Source organism: Adhaeribacter aerolatus, assembly GCF_007991635.1.
GTDB classification, from domain to species: Bacteria; Bacteroidota; Bacteroidia; order Cytophagales; family Hymenobacteraceae; genus Adhaeribacter; species Adhaeribacter aerolatus.
On the sequence record NZ_BJYS01000001.1, the window covers coordinates 1 to 22,283 of the forward strand.

19 protein-coding genes and 1 riboswitch are annotated in these 22,283 nt (G+C 44.6%); of the genes, 5 read left to right on the top strand and 14 right to left on the bottom strand.

The genetic code is table 11. The annotated features are described in order from the left end of the window. Positions 1 to 224 precede the first annotated feature (224 nt). From AAE02nite_RS00005 to AAE02nite_RS00015, 3 genes are all read right to left on the bottom strand, one after another. Complete coding sequence (locus AAE02nite_RS00005; RefSeq protein WP_146894367.1) at positions 225 to 1,802, bottom strand: amino acid permease; 1,578 nt, start codon at positions 1,800 to 1,802, stop codon at positions 225 to 227. Between the two features lie 161 nt (positions 1,803 to 1,963). Continuing rightward, positions 1,964 to 2,266, bottom strand: a complete 303-nt coding sequence (locus AAE02nite_RS00010; protein ID WP_146894368.1) for a hypothetical protein — start codon at positions 2,264 to 2,266, stop codon at positions 1,964 to 1,966. 306 nt (positions 2,267 to 2,572) lie between these two features. Beyond that, a complete protein-coding gene (locus AAE02nite_RS00015; RefSeq protein ID WP_146894369.1) occupies positions 2,573 to 3,196 on the bottom strand; it encodes a NifU family protein in 624 nt (207 codons plus the stop codon). 228 nt (positions 3,197 to 3,424) lie between these two features. Here AAE02nite_RS00015 and AAE02nite_RS00020 point away from each other — a divergent pair, with 228 nt between their 5' ends. After that, positions 3,425 to 4,801: a sodium:proton antiporter gene (locus tag AAE02nite_RS00020; RefSeq protein WP_146894371.1), complete on the top strand. Its 1,377-nt coding sequence runs from the start codon at positions 3,425 to 3,427 to the stop codon at positions 4,799 to 4,801. A gap of 162 nt (positions 4,802 to 4,963) precedes the next feature. Here the strand turns inward: AAE02nite_RS00020 and AAE02nite_RS00025 are convergent, their stop codons facing one another. From AAE02nite_RS00025 to AAE02nite_RS00035, 3 genes are all read right to left on the bottom strand, one after another. Then, positions 4,964 to 5,941 (bottom strand): YitT family protein, encoded by a 978-nt coding sequence (locus AAE02nite_RS00025; protein WP_146894372.1) that lies wholly within the window; start codon positions 5,939 to 5,941, stop codon positions 4,964 to 4,966. Between the two features lie 128 nt (positions 5,942 to 6,069). Next, positions 6,070 to 7,146: a chorismate synthase gene (gene aroC, locus AAE02nite_RS00030; RefSeq protein WP_146894374.1), complete on the bottom strand. Its 1,077-nt coding sequence runs from the start codon at positions 7,144 to 7,146 to the stop codon at positions 6,070 to 6,072. A gap of 3 nt (positions 7,147 to 7,149) precedes the next feature. Beyond that, positions 7,150 to 8,541, bottom strand: coding sequence for a BatD family protein (locus tag AAE02nite_RS00035; protein WP_170252493.1), 1,392 nt, complete (start codon positions 8,539 to 8,541; stop codon positions 7,150 to 7,152). A 449-nt stretch (positions 8,542 to 8,990) separates the two neighbouring features. Here AAE02nite_RS00035 and AAE02nite_RS00040 point away from each other — a divergent pair, with 449 nt between their 5' ends. The 3 genes from AAE02nite_RS00040 to AAE02nite_RS00050 all read left to right on the top strand — a co-directional run bounded on the left by AAE02nite_RS00040 (position 8,991) and on the right by AAE02nite_RS00050 (position 10,990). After that, positions 8,991 to 9,725 (top strand): ferritin-like domain-containing protein, encoded by a 735-nt coding sequence (locus AAE02nite_RS00040; protein WP_146894377.1) that lies wholly within the window; start codon positions 8,991 to 8,993, stop codon positions 9,723 to 9,725. Positions 9,726 to 9,743: 18 nt separating this feature from the next. After that, on the top strand, positions 9,744 to 10,571 hold the full coding sequence (locus AAE02nite_RS00045; protein WP_146894379.1) for a ferritin-like domain-containing protein: 828 nt from the start codon (positions 9,744 to 9,746) through the stop codon (positions 10,569 to 10,571). 227 nt (positions 10,572 to 10,798) lie between these two features. Then, positions 10,799 to 10,990: a hypothetical protein gene (locus AAE02nite_RS00050; protein WP_146894381.1), complete on the top strand. Its 192-nt coding sequence runs from the start codon at positions 10,799 to 10,801 to the stop codon at positions 10,988 to 10,990. Here the strand turns inward: AAE02nite_RS00050 and queG are convergent. From queG to AAE02nite_RS00070, 4 genes are all read right to left on the bottom strand, one after another. Beyond that, positions 10,987 to 11,925, bottom strand: coding sequence for a tRNA epoxyqueuosine(34) reductase QueG (gene queG / locus AAE02nite_RS00055; protein WP_146894383.1), 939 nt, complete (start codon positions 11,923 to 11,925; stop codon positions 10,987 to 10,989). The two genes, AAE02nite_RS00050 and queG, sit on opposite strands and share 4 nt — an antisense overlap. A gap of 149 nt (positions 11,926 to 12,074) precedes the next feature. Then, positions 12,075 to 13,112 (bottom strand): Holliday junction branch migration DNA helicase RuvB, encoded by a 1,038-nt coding sequence (ruvB, locus tag AAE02nite_RS00060; RefSeq protein WP_146894385.1) that lies wholly within the window; start codon positions 13,110 to 13,112, stop codon positions 12,075 to 12,077. 161 nt (positions 13,113 to 13,273) lie between these two features. After that, positions 13,274 to 14,452 carry an acyl-CoA dehydrogenase family protein gene (locus AAE02nite_RS00065; protein ID WP_146894387.1) on the bottom strand — a complete coding sequence of 393 codons (1,179 nt, stop codon included), beginning with the start codon at positions 14,450 to 14,452 and terminating at the stop codon, positions 13,274 to 13,276. Positions 14,453 to 14,574: 122 nt separating this feature from the next. Beyond that, on the bottom strand, positions 14,575 to 16,986 hold the full coding sequence (locus tag AAE02nite_RS00070) for a TonB-dependent receptor (protein WP_146894389.1): 2,412 nt from the start codon (positions 16,984 to 16,986) through the stop codon (positions 14,575 to 14,577). A gap of 55 nt (positions 16,987 to 17,041) precedes the next feature. Continuing rightward, positions 17,042 to 17,138: riboswitch (TPP riboswitch) on the bottom strand. 217 nt (positions 17,139 to 17,355) lie between these two features. Between AAE02nite_RS00070 and AAE02nite_RS00075 the strand changes: the two genes are divergently transcribed. Next, positions 17,356 to 17,610, top strand: a complete 255-nt coding sequence (locus AAE02nite_RS00075; protein WP_146894391.1) for a hypothetical protein — start codon at positions 17,356 to 17,358, stop codon at positions 17,608 to 17,610. A gap of 144 nt (positions 17,611 to 17,754) precedes the next feature. Here AAE02nite_RS00075 and AAE02nite_RS00080 read toward each other — a convergent pair whose 3' ends face one another. The 4 genes from AAE02nite_RS00080 to AAE02nite_RS00095 all read right to left on the bottom strand — a co-directional run bounded on the left by AAE02nite_RS00080 (position 17,755) and on the right by AAE02nite_RS00095 (position 22,124). Then, positions 17,755 to 18,627, bottom strand: coding sequence for an aldose 1-epimerase family protein (locus AAE02nite_RS00080; protein WP_146894393.1), 873 nt, complete (start codon positions 18,625 to 18,627; stop codon positions 17,755 to 17,757). A gap of 212 nt (positions 18,628 to 18,839) precedes the next feature. Then, positions 18,840 to 19,364, bottom strand: coding sequence for an AAA family ATPase (locus AAE02nite_RS00085; protein ID WP_246150691.1), 525 nt, complete (start codon positions 19,362 to 19,364; stop codon positions 18,840 to 18,842). Between the two features lie 35 nt (positions 19,365 to 19,399). Next, the gene (locus AAE02nite_RS00090) at positions 19,400 to 20,755 is read right to left on the bottom strand and encodes a sensor histidine kinase (RefSeq protein WP_146894395.1); all 1,356 of its coding nucleotides are present in this window, start codon (positions 20,753 to 20,755) and stop codon (positions 19,400 to 19,402) included. After that, the gene (locus AAE02nite_RS00095) at positions 20,745 to 22,124 is read right to left on the bottom strand and encodes a sigma-54-dependent transcriptional regulator (RefSeq protein ID WP_146894397.1); all 1,380 of its coding nucleotides are present in this window, start codon (positions 22,122 to 22,124) and stop codon (positions 20,745 to 20,747) included. The genes AAE02nite_RS00090 and AAE02nite_RS00095 overlap by 11 nt, the downstream gene beginning before the upstream one ends. Positions 22,125 to 22,283 lie beyond the last annotated feature (159 nt).

The window sequence follows — 22,283 nt, forward strand, 5'->3', positions numbered from 1 at the left end:
AAGCTATAAAATATTGAGTAGTGAATACCTGATAAAATATTTCAGGTGAAAACACACTGAAACGGCGGCCGAACTGCCCGACAGACAAACCTTTATCGAGCCTTAGAAGTGCGTCAGATTAACATCAGAAATAATAAATATCAGATTATCATCAATTTGACCTTTGATTCTTATTTGATATATAAATTTTCTAAAAATTTAACTGGGAAAGCACTAATCTAAAATTAATTAGCATCCGGCAGGTTGTTGTTTTTATTTAATTTACTGTGATGACGGCTGTATAAAAAATAAACCACCAAACCAATAGCCAGCCAGCCCAGTAACCTGTACCAGGTATGAATATTGAGGCCGGCCATCATGGCTAAACAAACAACAATGCCCAGAATCGGCACCAATGGTACCAGCGGTGTCCGGAAAGGCCGCGGCCGGTCCGGCTCTTTCACCCGTAAATACCAAACACCGCCACAAACAATTACAAAAGCGAGGAGAGTCCCGATGGATGTCATCTCGCCCAATTGGGCAATGGGCAAAGCACCGGCCGTAATCGCACATACTACCCCAATCAGAATAGAGCTCACATAGGGTGTTTGAAAACGCGGATGAATTTTACCAAAGAACGGCGGAATCAGGCCGTCGCGCGACATGGAATAGAAAATACGGGGCTGCCCCAGCAATAATACCAGCATAACCGAACCCAAACCGGCTACGGCGCCAATTTTTATTAAATCGGTTAGAATGCTATAACCGGTAGCTTCAATTCCCAGGGCAATCGGTTCCGCCACGTTTAGTTTGCGGTAATCGACCAGGCCGGTTAAAATACCCGATACCAGAATATACAGAATGGTACAGATAACCAATGAGCCTAATATCCCAATAGGCATATCGCGTTGCGGATTTTTTGCTTCCTGAGCAGCCGTACTCACCGCATCGAAACCAATATAAGCAAAGAATATCACCCCGGCCGCCCGCAAAATACCGCTCCAGCCATAGTGACCGAACTCGCCGGTATTCTCTGGTACAAAAGGTGTCCAGTTATCGGCAGCCAGTTCCGGGTTCCGGAAAATAAAGTAGCCGCCGGCCAGCACAAAGGCAAACACCACAAATAATTTAATAAATACTATAAAGTTATTGAACTTGGCCGACTCCTGAATTCCTATTACCAGGATTACGGTTACGAGCAAAATTGCGCCGGCGGCCACCAGGTTAAAAACACCGGTTGCGTGCGGCAGGGTTACGATATTCAATCCCTGGCTGGCATAAGATTGGGTAAGCTGGTCGGTTATCTGCAGCCAGGCCTGAGACTTAGGATCCTGTACCAATTCTATGCCCGGCGCATTCCACCACATGGGCGGTATATTAATCCCCAAGTCGCGCAAAAAGCTAACCAGGTAACCACTCCAGCCCACGGCTACCGTAGCAGCCCCGAACATATATTCCAGAATTAAATCCCACCCGATTATCCAGGCTACTAACTCCCCTAAAGTGGCATAGCCATAGGTATAAGCCGAGCCGGCAATCGGAATCATGGAGGCAAACTCGGCGTAACACAAGCCGGCAAAAGCACAACCAATGCCCGCAATAATAAAAGAAAGTACCAATCCAGGTCCGGCAAACTGGGCAGCCGCACTGCCGGTAAGCACAAATATGCCGGTCCCGATAATAGCACCAATACCCAGCATAATCAGGTTAGTAGCCGAAAGGGTACGTTTCAGGGTGTGTCCGCCGTGGCCGTCGCTGTGCCCACCTTCCGCTTCCTGTAATAATTTATTAATAGATTTTCTGGCAAATATTTTAGAAGCCATTGACCTTTATCCTTAAATATTTAGAGATTGATTAATTCTGTTTTAAACTGCCCGCTGGCTGGTAACCAATTTGGCGGAAGAAGCTTAAGAAAAAGAGATTTGCTCTTGCTGGTTGGTTATGCACTTTCTGACAGCATTCAGCAAGAATATTTTGGTTGCTGCTACGGCGCATTGGGTAAAACCCGAAGTAAATACCGGCTGCGAGAGCTGAAAAAAGGCGAAGGGTAAGTAAAAAATTGCAGCGCCGGAAAAAACACCAATATTGTCAACGCAAATACGGCCAGTTGCACCAGCAGTTCTTTTTCTGCTAAAATGTGAAAATAAGAAGCATTAACCTTTGTGGCAAGCTGATAAACCAGGTTCTGTTTCTCCGAATCCGGTTGGTTAACGACTTGCTCCGGCTGATTTTCGAAATGCCTGAGCGGAAAATACTTAGGTGATACGCAAAGGACTACCGTCAGCACGTAAAGTAAAGTAAAGTAAAGGCAAGCAAAGAATTTCTTTTTCCGGATGATATTTTGCTGCTAATTTCCATGCCCGGCAAATATAGCATATAACTTTAATCTCAGATATTTACCGGCATAAGAATATGCAATTTTTGTCACAACTTTTATCGATTTGATCCTAAATAATATTTAAACATAAAAGATTAAGCATCATTAATCGCCAGGTAATATCCTAAATTAATTTACCGTCAAAAAAAAGCCCGGCCAAATCGGCCAGGCTAATTTTTTATTTAAAGTAAAACTCCGGAAGCGGAATCTGGCAGATTAATAGCCAAAATCAGTAACGCCTTCGGCTACTACTTCGGTAACTTCGGGCACCATACGCTTTAATAAATTCTCGATACCGGATTTTAAGGTGATGGTAGCCGACGGGCAGCCGCTGCACGAACCTTGCAGGTTTACCGTAACTACACCCTGGTTGTAAGATTTAAAAGTAATATTACCGCCATCCTGCTCCACGGCTGGCCGTACGTAATTTTCCAACAGGTCAATTACTTTTTGCGAAATAACGGCATCTTCGCCGGTTAATTCGGCCGTAGCATCGGTATTGGCCTGTGCCTGTTCGGCCGCCGGGTTCTGTAAAAAAATGGGGCCACCGGCTTCTACATAAGATTTAATAAAATTACGCAGTTCCGGAATTAACTGCACCCACTGAATATCGGTGTTTTTGGTAACCGTTACAAAGTTGCTGGCGATAAATACCCGCGACACATAATCGAAGTTAAATAATTCCTGGGCCAGCGGCGAGTTAGCGGCACTTTCCAGGTTTGGGTAATCTACGCTAACACTGTCAGGGGCCAAAGTGGTGCTCAGCACAAACTTCATCGACTCCGGGTTAGGATTCGCTTCGGCATATACCGAAACTGATTTTTCTTTATTTTCTATCATAATATTCTGAGGTTAACAGGTAAATATAATTACTGCTATTATTGATCCAAAGTTAAACATAAAATCAAAAAACCGTATACGTTGCCTTATTTATGAAAATAAACTGCCATCCCGTCAGTACCAGGCAATTTACTGCTGCTAAGCTTTTACTTTTTCCTGGGGTAGTTTATTAAACCGGAACGTGTAACTTTGCCGCCATTATCATTTTCTGGACAGATTTATTCCTGCATGGTTAATCTATTTCTGCTACTATCTGAAACAATGCCGGTGCTGCCGGGGTTCCTTATTATTCCTTTCCTGCTTTTATTAGGTATGATTGCCTCCGGCCCGGTGTTATTTCCGCACTTCTGGGAGCATAATTACCGCTATGTAGCGGTTAGTCTGGGGTTGCTGGTGCTGGGGTATTATTTGCTGGTGCTCCACGACCACCACATGCCCGCCGAAACCCTGGCCGATTATATTTCTTTTGCCGTATTATTGAGTTCGCTCTATATTGCGGCCGGTGGCATTTACATTAATGCCAACGCCCGGGCTACACCATTAATAAATATTATTGTGCTTTTTACCGGCGCTTGTCTGGCCAATATTATTGGTACCACAGGTGCTTCTTTGCTGCTCATCCGGCCCTTTATCCGTTTAAATATTCACCGGATAAAACCTTATCAGATTATCTTCTTTATTTTTATTGTCAGCAATGCGGGTGGTTTGCTTACGCCGCTCGGCGATCCGCCGCTGTTTATTGGTTTCCTCAAAGGTGTTCCCTTTTTCTGGACCTTGCAGCACCTGGTTTTGCCCTGGTTTATTGGCGTAGCTAGTTTATGCGCTATTTTCTATTATTTTGACTGGAAAAACCGGGCCGAAGATTATACCCCTAAAGCTGAAGTAAAACAAAAAATTGATCAGCGCATTGAGTTTTATTTTACCGGCAAGCGCAACCTGGTGTGGCTGGCGATTATTATTAGCGCTATTTTCCTGGACCCGAACGTGGTGCCAGGGTTGCCGGCTATAACGGTAGGCGAAATGCGGTTCTCTTTCATCCGGGAAATAATTCAGTTAACGGCGGCATTCTTCTGCTACCGCTATTCGAGTAAAACGGCACTCAACGGCAACCACTTTTCTTTTGGGCCTATTCTGGAAGTAGTATTCTTATTTTTCGGGATATTTTTTACCATGATGCCGGCGCTGCAAATGGCCTCGCGGCTGGCCGCTTCCCCGGCTTTCAGCAACCTGCTCAACCCCGATACGGTTTACTGGGCAGCTGGCTCCCTATCCGGCTTTTTAGACAATGCGCCTACCTATGCCAACTTTTTATCGCTGAGCATGGCCAAATACAACCTGAGTTACAGCAATGTGCAGGATGTACATAACTTTGCCATGGGGATGGCCGGCTCGCCAGAAACGTACCAATTGCTGGAAGCTATTTCGCTGGGCTCCGTATTCTTTGGAGCTTTCTCTTACATCGGCAACGGGCCTAATTTTATGGTGAAAGCCATTGCCGAAAGCGCCGGTATTAAAATGCCTTCTTTCTTTAAATATATTTTAGCCTATTCTATCCCGTTCCTGTTGCCGGTTCTATTCTTAATCTGGCTGGTGGTAGTGCGGTAAAAGTTAACAGTAATCAGTTATTAGTTAATAGTTCGAAAAAAATAGGCAAGCGAGACTAAGTTGCAGTTAGCATTGCCACTTTTCTTCCCACCAATATAAGTTAAAATTCAATTTTTAGCTTCTTTACTGATAACTAATAACTAATACCTGTTAACTAACAACTTACTTCCCTTTTAAAGGCCGTTTCTTAATCATGCCGCCTTTGGTATCTTTGATGCTGTTCATCACAATAAAGGCATTGCGGTCTATTTTTTCTACTTCGGTTTGCAGGCGGGCAATCTCCAGGCGGGTAATTACGGTAAATACAATATCTACGGTGCCCAGCTGCTCGCTTTGCTTGCCGTAACCCCGTTTGCCATTGTAAATCGTTACGCCCCGGCCCATTTGCTCGGTCAGCATAAGCCTGATTTCATCGCTGTGCGACGAAATAATGGTAACGCCGGTATATTCTTCTACCCCTTCAATAATAAAATCGATGGTTTTGGAGGCGGCCAGGTAAGTCAGGATAGAGTACAAAGCTACTTCTATAGATAGCAGATATGCCGCCCCCGAAAATATTACCACGTTAAAAATTAGGACAATATCGCCAATGGTAAGACCGGTTTTCCGGCTGAGCGTAATAGCTAATATCTCCGTGCCATCCAGCACCGCCCCGCCCCTAACCGATAAACCGATACCGGCTCCCAGAAAAAAACCACCAAAAGCAGCTACTAATAATTTATCGGTGGTAATAACCGGGTAAGTAATGGTTAACAAGGCCAGGGCCAACCCACAAATAGCCAGAATGCTTTTAATCGCAAAACTTTTCCCAATTTGGGTAAAGCCCAGAATCAGGAAAGGAATATTAATAACCACAATCAACAGCGGTAGCGGATACTGCGTGAGCCCGGAAGTTAAAAGCGAAATCCCTGTAACGCCGCCATCAATAAAGGAATTAGGCAATAAAAAACTCTTCAGTCCGAAGCCCGCCGAGATTATACCTGCCAGGATAAAAATGACGTCTTTCACCAGGTGCCAAGCCGTAACTTTCAGGCGCAGAAACTCTTTGGCCTGGCCGTATTTGCTCATTTCCGGCAGCCCCTCCAGTTGTTTCCGGTGCCGGAACCGGTTTACCACAAACTGCTGCAATGATGGGTTCATCTGGCTGGATTCATTTGTACAATGAAAAAATATTAGTCGGGTACAATTTTCCGGCGCTGCCTTAGCTGTATATACGCTTCCTGTAAACGAAGAATACTACCCTGATAAAAAAGTAAAGTATCAAGTTGTTACCGGATGGCTTTCTGGCGGAGCAAAAAATCAACGATAACCAGGGCCGCCATAGCATCTACAATTGGTACGGCGCGGGGCAATACACAAGGGTCGTGGCGGCCTTTCCCTTCTAAAGTTATGGTTTCGCCGGCATCGTTAATACTGGTTTGGGGTTGCAGAATAGTGGCTACCGGTTTAAAGGCTACTCTAAAATAAATATCTTCACCGTTAGAAATGCCCCCCTGAATACCCCCGGAATGGTTTGTACGGGTTCTGATTTTACCGTCTTCGTCGGTGTAAAATTCATCGTTGTGTTGGGAGCCGTACATGGTAGTACCGGTAAAACCGCTGCCGTACTCAAAGCCTTTAACAGCATTAATGCTCAGCATGGCCTTTCCTAATTCGGCGTGCAGTTTATCAAAAGCCGGTTCGCCTAAACCTACCGGAACGCCTTTAATCACGCAAGTAATTACCCCCCCTATGGTATCGCGGTTTTTGCGAGTTTCCTCTACCAGTTTAATCATGGCCTCGGCCGTTTCCGGCTCCGGACAACGAATTTTGTTGCTATCGATTAAACTTAAATCTAAAGCCCGGTAGTCTTCTTTTAGCGCAATATTACCCACCGCCGATACGTACGAAGCAATCTGAATACCTTGCTGTTTTAAGTATTTGCTCGCAATAGCGCCGGCGGCTACCCGTGCTAAGGTTTCGCGGGCCGAGCTGCGCCCACCGCCCCGGTGGTCGCGCAGGCCGTACTTGGTAGTATAGGTATAATCGGCGTGCGAAGGCCGGAAAGCGTGCTCTAAGTGGGAATAATCTTTGCCAGCCTGGTTTTTATTATTTACCATCATGGCAATAGGTGTGCCGGTAGTTTTATTATCGTATAAGCCCGATAGAATAATGATTTCGTCTTCTTCTTTGCGCTGGGTGGTAATATTTGATTGGCCGGGCCGACGGCGATCTAATTCCTGCTGAATTTCTTCGGCGGTTATTTCCAGGCCGGCGGGGCAACCATCTACCACTACACCTACCGATAAGCCGTGCGACTCGCCGAAAGTGGTAATTTTAAAAAGCTTACCGTATGAATTACTCATTTATTATTTTTTAAAGAACAAAAACAACGAGATACAAAGTAAAAACAAAATGACCACATTCGTATACAACTTTATCTCGTTAAACTGATTTAAACTAATAAGATTATTTTCTTCTTCCCCGATGAGTTTATAAAAAGGGTCCGATGCTTCCGGGCGATAGTCTCCCAGCTGGTTTTCGGCACCTTTTACCGCTACTGCTAATTCAGAACGCAACGTATCGTAGCGGCTTTTTACCGGATCAAAATAAACTAACCAGAACAGGGTACCTAAATTATACGATCCAGGTTGCCGGGCCAGCAGGTTGTACCGAAAATTCTTGGCTCCTTCCTGCACCGCGGCTGTTTTAGTACGAATTACCTTTGTTTCGGGTGGATATATTTCCAAGCCGCTCATGGGCGGCGGTGTCGGCGGCAGAATAGCGCCTAAATTTCCCTGGCCTTCTACTTCAAACTGATAAGAGAAGCTCTGGCCCGTCCGGAAAGTTCTCCGGTTCAGGCTTTCCTTTAATTTATACTGGCCTACTGGTACCACGTCGCGCAACGGGTGCGGGGGCAAAGCTTTAACTGCGACTGTTTTGGGCCTAGAGGTAAACGTTATTAAATTAGTTGGCTCTGCGGGAGCAGCAAAAGCTGCGGGCTCCGGCTGCTGGCTCATGGTTAATGTTACTGCCGGAAAAGCAATTGGGTTTGGACTGAGCGGATAAAGCAGTTTCCGGAACAGGTTAAATTTGAGGAAGGTTTTTTCCCGGATAATAACGGTATCGGGTTTTATTTCGGCGGTGGGTTCAAAAGCTTCTTCCCAGGCATTTTGCTGCCTTAACTTTTTAATAAACTCCGGGTACTGTTGGGCGAAATCATGAAAGTTTAATATCCCTTGTTCGGGCTCATGCAAGTAAAAAGCCAGCCGTACGTACAAGCCCTCTCCCACATAAATATTTTCTTTATCGGTTTCCAACGACAAAAAGGACTGGCTTTCTAAAGGTTTACTTACCGGCGGGCCAATTACTATGGGCGCATCTTTACCCGGGGGCGGCCCTGTTTCTTCCACCTCGGTTGCCATCGGCAAAATAGTTATAGTAGTACCTTTGGCTTGCATTCGCTTACCATTCACGGTAATGGCAAAAGGCTTTAAAGTAAATTTACCTTCTTCCAGGGCGGCATAATTTTGGGTAATGGTTTGTTCGATAATGGTTTTGTTGCCCAACCCGATGCGGGAAGTGGTATTGGTGCGAGTACTTTTTTTAAATCCTTCTATCTCGGGGAAATCTCCCAGGTTATGCAGCGGTTGGTTCCGGAGGGTTACCGAAATGGTATAATATTCATTAATAGGAATTTTATTGGGGCCTAGTACAATAACTATCTCCTGCCCATAAGCCCATTGGCTGCTGCCAACCACGCAAAACAGGAGCAGAAATAAAAAAACATTTTTCCTTAAGCAATTATTAATCAAAGCAACCAAGCCTTCCTCAGCATATTACCTACCATTAAAAAAATTAAAGCCTGCATGCTGCCAATTATTAATCAATCAGGATAAATACAGAATAAAATATGAACGCTCTGCAACAAAAGGTATTATGCTTTTTCAGGAGCATTAAGCTAACCCGGCAAAGTTCATCAGAAATTTACCAAATTACCAAACCGCAACTAATTAGTTATCATTTATTTATCTCAACCTAAAAGCCCCAATACAAAAATATTTCTATTTGCGGCGCTTTATTTAAATCCAGTTTTGCCATCCACTCCGTAGGTCTCGTCATCTTTCCGGATTTTAAAAGTAATCGTTAGCCGGCGGCGGTTGCTGTAATCCGGAACAAAGATGATTGTTTCATTTCAAAAATTAAAACTATGGCAAAAAATACAAATCCGCAGGAAACTGCTGACGGATTAACGAAAAAGGTTACCAGTCCTATTCAGCGGCGTTCCTTTCTGAAGTACGCCGGGGCCGGAGCTGCCCTTTCCACGCTCTTTATTATGGGCTGCGACAATGACGATGACATGAATAACTTGCCCGGCGACGGGGTAAACCTGGGCTCGGGTGATGTAGGCATATTAAATTATGCTTATGCCCTGGAGCAACTCGAAGCGGCATTTTATACGCAGGTAGTTGCCTCTACCAGTTTTAACACCACCTTTTCCAACGCCATGGAAAGGATGATTTTAACTGATATTCGGGATCATGAGGTGGCACACCGGGAGTTCTTTAAAGCCGCTATTACCAGCGCCGCTCCCGACGACATTATTCCGGGCTTAACGCCAGATTTTTCGGCCGTAAATTTTAACGATCGCAATGCAGTACTGGCCACCGCCAAAACTTTCGAAGATTTAGGAGTAGCTGCTTATAACGGCGCTGGCAAATTACTTACCAGTGCTACTTTCCTGACTTTAGCCGGCAAAATTGTTTCGGTAGAAGCGCGCCACGCGGCCGAAATTCGGGATATTATTTCGAATGGCACCTTTGCCAGCGGACCCGAAATAAATAATATGGGTATGGATCGGGCCTTAATGCCCAAAGATGTGCTTGCGGCCGCCCAACCTTTTATCAAAGAAAAAATCAATTTCAGTAATCTGCCAACCACTTAAGCCAGGAGGAAATAAACCATGAATATATTTAATTTATTAACCGAAATAGAAAAGGCAGATCCGGAAGTTTACGGTCGGTTAGATTCTCGCCGGGCCGTGTTTAAACACTTTGGTGGTTTTGGCAAAAAATTAGCAGTAGCGGCTGTACCGTTGGCTTTTGGTTCTATGCTGAACAAAGCTTACGGCCAAACCGCCTCCCGCAGCGTAATGGAGGTGCTGCAATTTGCCCTGTTACTCGAAAACCTGGAAGCTGAATTTTACAAACAAGCGGCCGCTACCAGTTTATTTCCGGCGGCACCCGCCAAAATGGCTTTCGAAACCATAAGAGATCACGAAGTAGCCCACGTATCTTTTTTACGGTCGGCCATAACCGGGGCCAGCGGTACGCCCACCAATTATACAGCCAACAGCTTCGATTTTTCGGCTAAAGGCAATTTACCCAATACTTTTACCGATTACGGCACCATGCTGGCCGTAGCCCAGGCTTTTGAAGATACGGGGGTGCGGGCGTACAAAGGTCAGGCGCAATTCCTGATTAGCAACAACGCGGTACTGGAAGCAGCCTTGCAAATACATTCTATCGAAGCGCGCCACGCGGCCCACATCCGCCGCATGCGCCGCGATTTGGCCAGCAGCCCGGCTAACCAGAAACCCTGGATTACTTTAAAAGACCGCGGCGGCTTACCGGCTTTGGTACAACCCATTTACGATGGCGAGGAAGTAACCACCCAGGCCGGGGTAAATATTGCCACGGGTAGTGTTTCGGCCAATGCGGCTTCCGAAGCTTTTGATGAGCCATTGGATACTGCTCAGGTTACTGCAATTGTAACACCCTTTATTCGTTAATCTTTTTTTCTGCTGTTTTCCCTAAAAGAAGAAGGCCTGCTAACGGGCCTTTTTCTTTTAGGGAAAATATCAAACAATTACAGCAGTTCGCTTTTTAAATAATTAAAAATTTTCTAACTTAGACACCCTTTCGAAAAGGTTATTTGTGATTTTTACAATTACTAACTGACGGCCCAAATTTTCGTATACTATATCAGTTCACCTTTAAAAATTAAGGAGTATAAAAAATGCTGGAGTATGTAAAAACCATTCTCGTTAAAGTTAGTTTTGATGTCCGTTTATTTGAGAAAGAGCTCCGCAAAGGCCTGAAAATGCTGGCCAAACAGGAACTAGTACTACTAAGAACCTGGTGTTACGAACAATTTTCGGGAATTTACCGCCGTATTATCAAGCGGGTATTTGCGAAGGCTGCTATTTAATTTTTTTCCTTTTGTTCCTCTACAAATTTAATATTACGTAAGAGGCCGTTAAACCCCGTTCGTTTAACGGCCGATTTACGAAAAACCTGCCGAAACACATCTTCAGTCAGTTCCCGCCAATCGTTTTTAGCTAAATGCTGTAAAGCCGGTTCCAACTTAAATGCCGGTTCCTGGTGCGGTTTTGAGAACCTATTCCAAGGGCAAACATCCTGACAGATATCGCACCCAAACACCCAGTTACCAAACTTACCTCCTACTTCGTCCGGTATTTTATCTTTTAGCTCGATGGTAAAATAGGAAATACATTTGCTGCCGTCTACTACGTAGGGTTCGGTAATCGCGCCGGTGGGGCAAGCATCCAGGCATTTGGTGCAAGTACCGCAATAATCTTTTATCGGGCCATCGTACTCTAATTCTAAATCAATAATTAATTCGGCGATAAAGTAAAAGCTGCCTACCTGCGTCGTAATTAAATTGCTGTTTTTGCCAATCCAACCCAGTCCGCTTTTTTTTGCCCAGGCTTTATCCAGCACCGGCGCCGAATCGACAAAGGCCCGGCCATCTACCTCCCCAATATTTTCCCGGATATAAGTTAGCAGGGATTTCAGTTTGTCTTTTATTACAAAATGGTAATCCTGGCCGTAGGCGTATTTCGATATTTGCAACGAATTTTCGGGCAGCGTTTCGGGCGGATAATAATTCAATAATAGAGAAACCACCGATTTGGCGCCGGGCACCAGTAAATGTGGGTCCAGGCGTTTATCAAAGTGGTTCTCCATGTAGTGCATCTGGCCGTGCATTTGGTTGTTCAGCCAGTTTTCCAGGCGGGGTGCTTCTTCTTCCAGAAACTCTGCTTTGGAAATACCGCAGTACATAAAGCCCAGCTCAGTGGCTTTTTGCTTGATAAGATTGGTAAATTGCTGTTTTACTGACAAAATATATTTACGCCTGATTGGCTTTGTAACAAAAGTACCGGAAAATAAATCCTTTCGGCTCACTCATTTTTAGGTACAAAAAACGCCAAGCACTAAGCACATGGCGTTTCGGGTATTCAGCAGATTTAAAAACTTAATTAAATAATGGTTTAGCCGGAAGTATCGAACAAAGTACCGATTTTTTGCGGCGGAATTTTACCCAAATGTACGTAAGCCAGTTCGGTCGCTTCCCGGCCGCGGGCGGTGCGTTTCAGGTAACCTTCCTGAATCAGGAATGGCTCGTATACTTCTTCAATGGTTTCGGCTTCTTCGCCGCAGGCCGTAGCAATGGTGCTTAATCCAACCGGTCCACCTTTAAACTTATCAATAATGGTGTTCAGAATGCGGTTGTCCATTTCGTCTAAACCGTTATGATCAACATCCAGGGCATTCAGCGCAAACTGGGCAATATCTACGGTAATGGTGCCATTGCCTTTTATTTGGGCGAAATCGCGGGTACGGCGCAGTAAATTATTTGCAATACGGGGCGTTCCGCGGCTCCGGCGGGCAATTTCGTAAGCAGCATCTTCGTGAATAGGAGACCCTAAAATATCTGCTGACCGTTTTACAATGGTGGTAAGCAGTTCCGAATCGTAATACTCCAGGCGGGAATTAATACCAAAACGGGCCCGCAACGGCGAAGTTAACAAACCCGAACGGGTAGTAGCACCAATTAAGGTAAACGGGTTCAGGCTAATTTGTACCGTACGGGCATTCGGACCGGAATCGAGCATGATGTCGATTTTGTAGTCTTCCATGGCCGAGTACAAATATTCCTCCACAATGGGGTTCAGCCGGTGAATCTCGTCGATAAACAACACATCGTTCTGCTCCAGGTTGGTGAGCAAACCGGCTAAATCGCTGGGCTTATCTAGTACTGGGCCCGAGGTCATTTTAATATTGGCATCGAGTTCCGAAGCAATAATATGCGACAACGTTGTTTTTCCTAAACCCGGCGGGCCGTGCAGCAGCACATGGTCCAAGGCCTCGCCGCGACGGCGGGCAGCGGCCACAAATATTTTGAGGTTCTCGACAATCTTGTCCTGGCCGGTAAAATCCCGGAAACTCAAAGGCCGGAGCGCCTTGTCAATTTCCTTTTCGGCCGGCGACATTTGTTCGTCAGAACCGGTTAGATATTCTTCACGCATAATTAAAGAAATGCAATTAGATAAATTTTCAGATTATAAAGTTAACACTTTCGGCTAATAAAACGGTCAAAAAGATGCAGATAAATTAGCTTAAAACTAATTATTTTACTTTATTAAAAGTTTTACTAAATTAATTAGCAGTAACAAATATTTATTGCCTCTTATTTAAAAGCCGGAATACCGGTAATATCGGCCCCGGTAATTAGTAAGTGAATATCGTGGGTACCTTCGTAGGTAATTACCGATTCCAGGTTCATCATGTGGCGCATAATGGGGTACTCGCCGGTGATGCCCATGCCCCCGTGAATCTGGCGCGCTTCGCGGGCAATATTTAATGCCATTTCTACGCTGTTGCGCTTAGCCATGGATATTTGTTGGGTGCTCGCTCTGCCTTCGTTTTTAAGTACGCCCAACCGCCAAACCATTAATTGGGCTTTCGTAATTTCCGTCAGCATTTCGGCTAATTTTTTTTGGATTAACTGAAACGAAGCAATGGGTTTATCGAACTGGATGCGTTGTGATGCATAGTTACGAGCAGATTCGTAGCAATCGATGGCCGCTCCAATAGCACCCCAGGAAATACCGTAACGGGCCGAATCGAGGCAACCCAACGGGCCGCGTAGACCTTCTACGTTGGGCAACAAATTTGCTTTGGGCACCTTCACATCTTCAAACACCAGTTCGCCGGTGGTGCTGGCGCGTAAACTCCATTTATTATGAATTTCAGGCGTACTAAAACCTTCCATGCCGCGCTCTACAATTAAACCTTTAATGCGGCCATCCTCATTTTTAGCCCATACAATAGCTAAATCACAAAGCGGTGAATTCGAAATCCACATTTTGGAGCCATTCAGCAAGTAATAATCGCCTTTGTCTTTAATATTGGTAAGCATGCCGGCCGGGTTAGAACCAAAATCGGGTTCGGTTAAACCAAAGCAACCCAACAACTCGCCGCTGGCCAGTTTGGGCAAATATTTATTGCGCTGTTCTTCGGAGCCATATTCGTAAATCGGGTACATCACCAGCGAACCTTGTACTGAGGCGGTGGAACGCATGCCGGAATCGCCGCGCTCAATTTCCTGCATAATAATACCGTAGGCAACATTATCGAGCCCGCCGCCGCCGTACGCTTCCGGAATGGTGGGACCAAAGGCCCCCACCTCACCAAACTTCTGCACAATCTCTTTCGGAAAATGCGCTTCCTGGGCCCAACGCTCAATATTGGGCGATATTTCTCGCCGCACAAAATCGCGCATGGTTTGCCGCACCAGTTTATGCTCATCGGTTAGTAAATCATCTATATTAAAATAATCGACGGTGCCCGTATTCTCTATTGCCATAATGTTCTTCGTAAATTCTCTGGTAGCTTTTTTACCGGAAAAGTTTAGGTTAAGATATACAAAAAAGACCTGCCTTAAAAGTAAAGCAGGTCTTTTGTAGTGCAACAGGTACTGTTATTGCCTTAAAAACGTAAACCAAGCGTGAGCAGGTAATTGCGGGTAGCTTGCGGAAAATAATAGTTGTAATCGTAGCGGGTGGAATCGCCGGTATATTGCTCACTAAAAGTATAGCCGTTGGCTTCGTACTTTGCATTAAACAGATTATTCACCAGCAAGGCTAATTCCAGTTCGCGCATAAAGGCTGGCTTTAACACGTATCGCAAGCGCAAATCGGCTACCTGATAACCGTTAATTTTGCGGGCTTCACTGGCCGTATTGTCTAGATATTGCTTACTAACGGTTTTGTAAATCAGGGCTGCTTTCAATTCCTTCAGCGGTTGCACTTCCAGTTTATGGGTCGAAATAAAATTAGGGGAAAAAGAAATATCCGTTTCGGTATAGTTATTTTCTACGGTTCCTTCAGGGTTATAATCGGCATCGTAAATGTAAACTGTTTCGGTATAATTCTGGATTTTATTCCGGCTTAAACCAACCGAGCTGCTTAATTCTACCAGGTTATGCAGGTTTAATGAACCAGCTAACTCCAGCCCAGTGCGGTAGCTGTCTTTAATATTGGTGCGCAGCGGCGAGCCTACATCGTTAAGTTGCCCGGTCAGCACCAATTGGTTTTTGTAATCCATATAATAATAATTAGCGTCGAGGTTGTATTTTATGTGGCGACCAGTTAAAGCAGGATTGCTGCCCCGGAGGCGGTAGCCAGCTTCTAAGTTATACATGGTTTCGGCTTTGGGTTCAGCTGCTCCTTTCCGATCCACAAAATCGCTGCGCACCGGCTCACGGTTCCCCACAGCGTACGAGGCATACAGCGTTTGATTTGGGGAAAGTGTGTAAGTAATACCGCCTTTGGGATTAAAGAAATTAAAATCAGCCTGTTGGGTTACGTCGCGCTTATCATCGTCGGTACCTTCTAGGTTGTAATTAATGGTGCGGTATTGCAAATCGCCGAACAAGCCTAATTTATTTGTTAGCTGGTAATTTACTTTGCCGTAAATATTAAAATCGGTTTTTAAAGCGTTTCCATCGTAGTACCGGTGCCGGGTTTCGCTGCCGGAAGCAAACCGGGCCCAGATTACTTCGCCGTAATGGTCGCCGTCGTATTGGTTCCAGCCACCGCCCAAAGTAGCTGTAAGGCGGTTGTTTTGTGGGTTATAGTTAAGGGCATAGGTAAGCCCATAAAAGTAATTGTCTAACCATTTCTGCCGAATCAGATCGGTGCGGCTAATGGTAGTATCGCCTAATACTACTGCCGGAATATTATAGTTAGCGAGTTTCTGATTGTTTTTGTATTGCTCGTAATAGCCTCGTCCGCGAATCAGGAAAAAAGCGCCTCCTAAATCAAAATGCCGGGCCAGATTTTTAGAATAATGTAACTGGTAATGATCCTGCTGGTAATTGTCGGTTTCGTTATCGTAGGTGAGCGAATTATATGTGCGATCAGTTTCCAGTTTATCCTGGGGAACGCCATTCCAGGCTTGGTAGGTTTTTTCCTTACCCGAGAAAGAGACAAAACGCAACATCCCGGTTTTGCCCAGGTAACCTGCCGAAAAGTAATATGATTTCAGATCGGAGAAAGCACGATCGATGTAGCCATCCGAAGAAATTTTAGACAATCGCCCATCGAAAGTAAATTTATCTTTGATTAGCCCGGTGCCAAAACTTACGCTATGTCGGCGGGTGTCGAAAGAGCCAATAGAATTAATGGCTTCGGCGTAAGCTTCCTGGTTAAAACCCAGCGTCCGAATATTTAAACTGCCCCCAAAAGCAGCTGCCCCATTAGTAGAGGTTCCTATGCCCCGCTGCACCTGAATATCCTGCACCGAAGAAGCCAAATCAGGCATATTCACAAAAAAAGTACCGTGCGATTCAGGATCGTTTATTGGAACACCGTTTACCGTTACGTTAATGCGCGTAATATCAGAACCCCGGATGCGGATACCGGTATAGCCTACGCCGGCACCGGCATCGGAATTAACCACTACCGATGGCGTTTGCTCGAGTAAATACGGTAAATCCTGGCCAAAATTACGCTCCTGAATCTGCGCTTTGCTTACATTAGTAAAAGTGGTACCGGTTTTTTCATTGGCCCGCGTAGCCGAAACTACTACTTCTTCGGTGCGATAGCTGGTGGGGTGTAATGCTACATTGGCCGTAATATCCTGGTTTATCGTAAGGGTTTGCTTATGGGCGGAATATCCAACATAGGAAACCTGCAGGATTTGGGTACCAGCCGGAATATTTGCTAACTGAAAGTATCCCTGGGTATCGCTGGTGGTACCAAACTGCCCTATCTGCACGGTAGCACCCATTAAGGGTTTTTGGGTTTGGGTATCTGTAATAGTACCGGTAACCGAAAACTGGGCAAAGGCTAGTAACGGGCACAGCAAAACAAACCAAAGGAAAGTAATTTTTTTCATCCTGCTAAAAATTTTAAAAGTGATGCGCAGGAATGCCCTTATAAAAGGTAACAAAGAAGAAAGTAACCGTTTTCCCTTCGCCGGCATTACCCGGATCAGGTTCAATGGGTATGATCTCAGCCCGTATTATTAAGGCACCCCTAAACTGTTAGCAAAGGTAAAAGCTTATTTATACAATAAAAACAACTACCGCTTATTTTTAAATTTGACCGAAAAATATTCTTGAAATAAATTTACCGCAACTACAAAAATTCATAAACTTAAACTACTCCGTTTCGTTATTAAAGTCAGAGCCCATTGGCTACCATATATAGCCATTTTGCTGATAATCAGGCACAAAATACAATACTAATTTGGGATGAATTTCGTATGATTAGCTTATTTTATACTTTCGCCGTTTTAACCATTTTGGCTTACTTTATGGTAATGCCAAAAAGAAAACTTAACAACCCGCCCTCTGAAGGAAACGATGACGATGGCGGCGAACCCATTGGCTACGATTTACCGGATCTGGATTTACCACCGGGTATCAGTTTACCCATCAACGACTTTGAACCGGATTACAACAAAAAGCCCTCGCGGGTTTTTGTGGATGAAGATGGCACTTTGGTTTTTTCTAAATAAAAGTGTAAAACCGAATCGGCAGGTGAAAATACGCGTTCTTGTTTTGTGCCCATTTTAAATATACTACCAGAAATAAATTTAATTCCGGCGGAATAAAAGCTAATAACAAACGAGGAGCTATAATAAGTAGCTCCTCGTTTGTTATTAGCGTACCCGGATGGTGTACGCGCAGGTAAACGACTCACCAGCAGCTAATTTATTAATACCTTCTTTTTGGGTTAACTCCCCGTTATCGCCTACGCTGCTGGCAATGCCGTGCCACGGCTCGAGACAAATAAAACCGGCGCCCGGTTCTTTCGTCCAGATGCCAAAATACGGAAAGCCTTTAAACTCGAAAGTCAGGCCGTGGTTATGTTTTAGATTTTTTAATTCTATTTTTTCGGAAGCGAGATTCTTAAACACCAGGGCATCGTGCAAAAACAAATCGTACGAAAGCGGCAGTTTGGTTTCATTTTTCAGCAACGGTTCGGTTTTACCGTTCAGCAAACCCTGCTCTAATAAATAATGTGCTTGCGTTTCAGGCTGCTCAAATTCCAGATAATAATCAGCAAAAGATTCGCCGGGCAGCAATGGGCAATTAAAAGCCGGGTGTGCTCCAATCGAAAAGTACAGATCTTCCTCAGCCGGATTCTGAACAGAATAAATGGTGTCCAAAGCATTGCCTTGTAGCCGGTAAATAATTTGTAATTGAAACGGAAACGGATAAACCGCTCTGGTTTCCTCAGAATCAGTTAACTCAAATACTAATTCTGTTGCGGATTGGCTGGCCAAAATAAAATCCATATCGCGGGCAAAGCCGTGCTGAGGCAATTCGTACGTTTTACCCTGGTAAGAATATTTGCCGTTAGGCAATTTACCTACCACCGGAAACAAAACCGGAGCGTGCCGGGGCCACACCTTTGCATCAGCCTGCCAAATATATTCCAGGTTATTTTGTTTGCTTTGGAAGCTGCGTAATTCGGCTCCGCTTGCTTTCACACCTATTTTATAGTTATCGTTTTCCAGGTAATAAATCATAGACAATTGAATTATAATGAAATAACTAATTACACTGCAGTTGTCGCAAGTTTAGCAAAGCTTAACTTGTGACTTTTAATAAAAGGAAGTTTTCAACTTCCTGCCAGTTGAAAACTGGCCTATAAAATATAGGCCAAAGTTACGCTTCACTAAACTTGAACCATACTACAATAAAAAGTTTGTAATTACCGGTTTGCATCAGGCGCAAAATATTATTTCACTAACCGTTCTACATGCAACAAAGCATTCTGAAACCGTTCTTTCTGATTACCGGAAATTTGCACAAAAGGAAAGCCATACTGCTCTAATTCTTTTCTATACCACTCGAAAAAAAATTGCCGCAGGTGGGGGTGTTCGCGTTGTTCGTCCGCCTCCCAGGGTAAATCCACATCCATGAGCAGGTATAAATTAAAATCCTGCTTTTCCAGGGCTTCCAGAATCCAGGTGGGGCAATAGCCAAACGCGTGCGTAAACCATATTTTTATTACGAGTAAATCGGTATCGGCGAATAATATTTTATTAGCAGTTGCGGTGGCTTGTTGTACGGCGGCTAACTGGCCCCGGGCAATATTTTGGATGTCCTGCGGGGAGTAGCGCTGCGGCAGTTCGGCAATGTAAGAACGGGCAAATTCGGGTACCCAAACCGTCTGGTAATGTGCGGCCAGTTGCGCCGCTAACGTTGATTTACCCGTAGATTCGGGCCCGGTAATGGCTACTTTTACGATGCGTTCGGACAAGCGTTTTAATTTAATTAAGCGGCCAGCAATCTTCTTTAAAACTGTAACCGGAACGTGCAGCCGCCATTTTCGGGTGAATGTACGGAAATTGTGCCGTTGTGTAAACGCATTATTTGTTTTGATAAGCTTAACCCAATGCCCGAACCCGTTTTTTTGGTGGTATAAAAAGGAATAAATATTTTATCCAGCGCTTCTTTTTTAATGCCGGGCCCGTTATCTGTAACTTCTAGTACCAACCGTCCTTTGTCGTTCTGATAAGCCGCTAACTTAATTCTTTTATCTTCTTGTTGCTGCAGAGCCTGCACGGCATTTTTAATTAAATTAATTAATACCTGTTCCAGTAAATTTTCGTCGGCTACCAGTATAATAGGTGGTGGAGAGTCTACTTGCAGCATTACGCAGTTCGCTTCCAGGTCAGGTTTCAGGAGCAAAACCAGCCGGTTAAATAAATCGGGCAGGTGAATATGGGTTAATTGCGGTGGCGGTACCTGTGTTAGATTCCGGAATTCGTGTACAAATTTTACCAGGCCTTCGCTACGCCGCTGAATGGTTTGCATGGCCAGTTGAATATCTGTTAAATCATCTTTCCGGACGAGGTGATTTTGGTCGGGGTGCCGCAAATGGTCGGTTAATTCTTCGCTCACACTGGCGGCCAGCGACGAAATAGGTGTAACCGAATTCATGATTTCGTGGGTCAGAATTTTTATAAGGTTTTGCCAGGCTTCCATCTCCTTTTCTTCGAGTTCCTGCTGAATATTTTGTACCGATAATATCCGGTATTCTTCGCCCCGGAGCCGTATTTCGATGGCATTTACCGATAACTGCACGACTTGCCCGGCCTGGTCAATTTTGAGTAAAGTTTTTTCGCCGTGCGGTAAATGCAGCAGCGCTTCGGTGGCTTTGGTATCTGATAATTTTAAATCGTGCAGGTTGTTTAAATGGTTTACACCCAGCAAGCGTTTGGCAGCACTGTTGAGTAAATGAATTTCACTGTTCTTTTTGTTAAACGAAATAATACCGGTACCCACGTGCTGTACCACCGTGCGGTAATAATGGGCATCGGCTTCTTTTTCGGCCCTTATTTCCCGGAATTTGTGGAGTACCTGGTTAAATTTCAGGTAAAGTTTGTCAAATACTTCGCCTTCGCCGCGCGGCGAATAGGTTTCGGTAAAATCGTCGTAATGAATAGAATCGAGAAATTTATTAAGTTGCTGGTTCGATTTTTCGAGATACCTAATCAGAAAAATAATTTGCAAGGATATTAGTACACCCAGAAAAATTAAAGTGCCGGTAAAACGGGACTGAAAATCTAAATACAGGAACAGCCAGAGCGTAAATGCCAGCGCCAGCACCCGCAGCGCCACCTGTACCCGGAAATTATTAAAGCTCATATTTTTCTAAACGCCGGTAAAGTGAGGCCCGCGATAAACCCAGTTCCTTGGCTACTTTCGAAATATTACCGTTAAATTTTTGCATAGCTTTCCGCACGGTTTCTTTCTCTACATCATCGAGGTTCAGCGTATCCATTTCTTCTTTAATTTGGGTGGATACGGGTTCTTCCAGAAAATAGAAATCTTCGGCCTGTAACCGGTTGTTGGTGCTAATAATGGTGGCCCGCTCAATTACGTGCTGCAATTCCCGGATATTACCCGGCCAGTTATACCGTTGCAATTTTTTTAGTGCTTCCGGTGAAATAGTTTTGAGCGTCCGTTTGTATTTCTGGCTGTATACTTCTAAAAAGTGCATCACCAATGCCGGAATATCTTCGGCACGTTCGCGTAAAGCGGGCAAGTGCAGTTCTACGGTGTTAATGCGGTACAATAAATCCTGCCGAAATTTCTGTTCCTGCACCATTTTGTACAGCGGCATATTGGTCGCACAAATCAATCGTACATCAATCGGAATAGGTTTATTGGTGCCTACTCGAATAATTTCGCGCCGTTGGAGTACCGTTAATAATTTGGCTTGCAGCGATAATGATAAATTACCGATTTCGTCCAGAAACAACGTGCCGCCGTTGGCAATTTCGAACCGGCCGATGCGGTCTTCGCGGGCGTCGGTAAAGGCGCCTTTTTTATGGCCGAAGAGTTCGCTTTCAAACAAGGTCTCGGTTACAGCGCCCATATCTACGGTGGTAAAAACCTTGTTAGCCCGCAGCGATTTTTGGTGAATAGTGCGGGCAATTACTTCTTTACCCGTGCCGTTTTCGCCCAACAACAAAATATCGGCATCGGTATCGGCCACTTTGTCAATCATGGCAAACAAGTGATTCATGCGGTGGCTTTGGCCGGTAATGAGCGTAAAGGGTTGCTGGTTTAGTTCAGTTAAGGCAGAATTTCGTTGTTTCAGGCTTTCTACTTCCTGATAAGATTGTTTTAATTTAGCAGCGGCCGAAAGGGTGGCAATTAATTTTTCGTTTTGCCAGGGTTTCAGCACAAAATCGGTAGCACCTTCTTTCAGGGCCCGCACGGCCATTTCTACGTTGCCAAAAGCTGTAATCATAATTACGACTGCCTTTGGGTCTATTTTTAATATTTCCTTAAGCCAGTAAAAACCTTCGTTGCCGCTCGAAATATCTTCGCTGAAATTCATGTCCAGCAGAATAATATCGAACTTCTCCTGGCCTACCAGGAAAGGAATGCGTTTGGGATTTTTTTCGAGAAAGACCGTAGGGCTGTGTTTTTTCAGCAGCATTTTGGCTGCAAACAGCACATCCTCGTTATCGTCGACAATTAATATTTTGCCTAAATTATTTTCCAATGTATTGGGAAGTATTTATTCTCTTGGATTATCCGAAATAATGCCAGTCTGTAAAAATGGCTTCATTGGCTTAATTTAGGCTTTTTAGTTTAAATATGGTGCAAAAGTGTTCGGGCCCGAACAAGGCAGGTGTTCAAAACTGAACACTATTGTCATTAT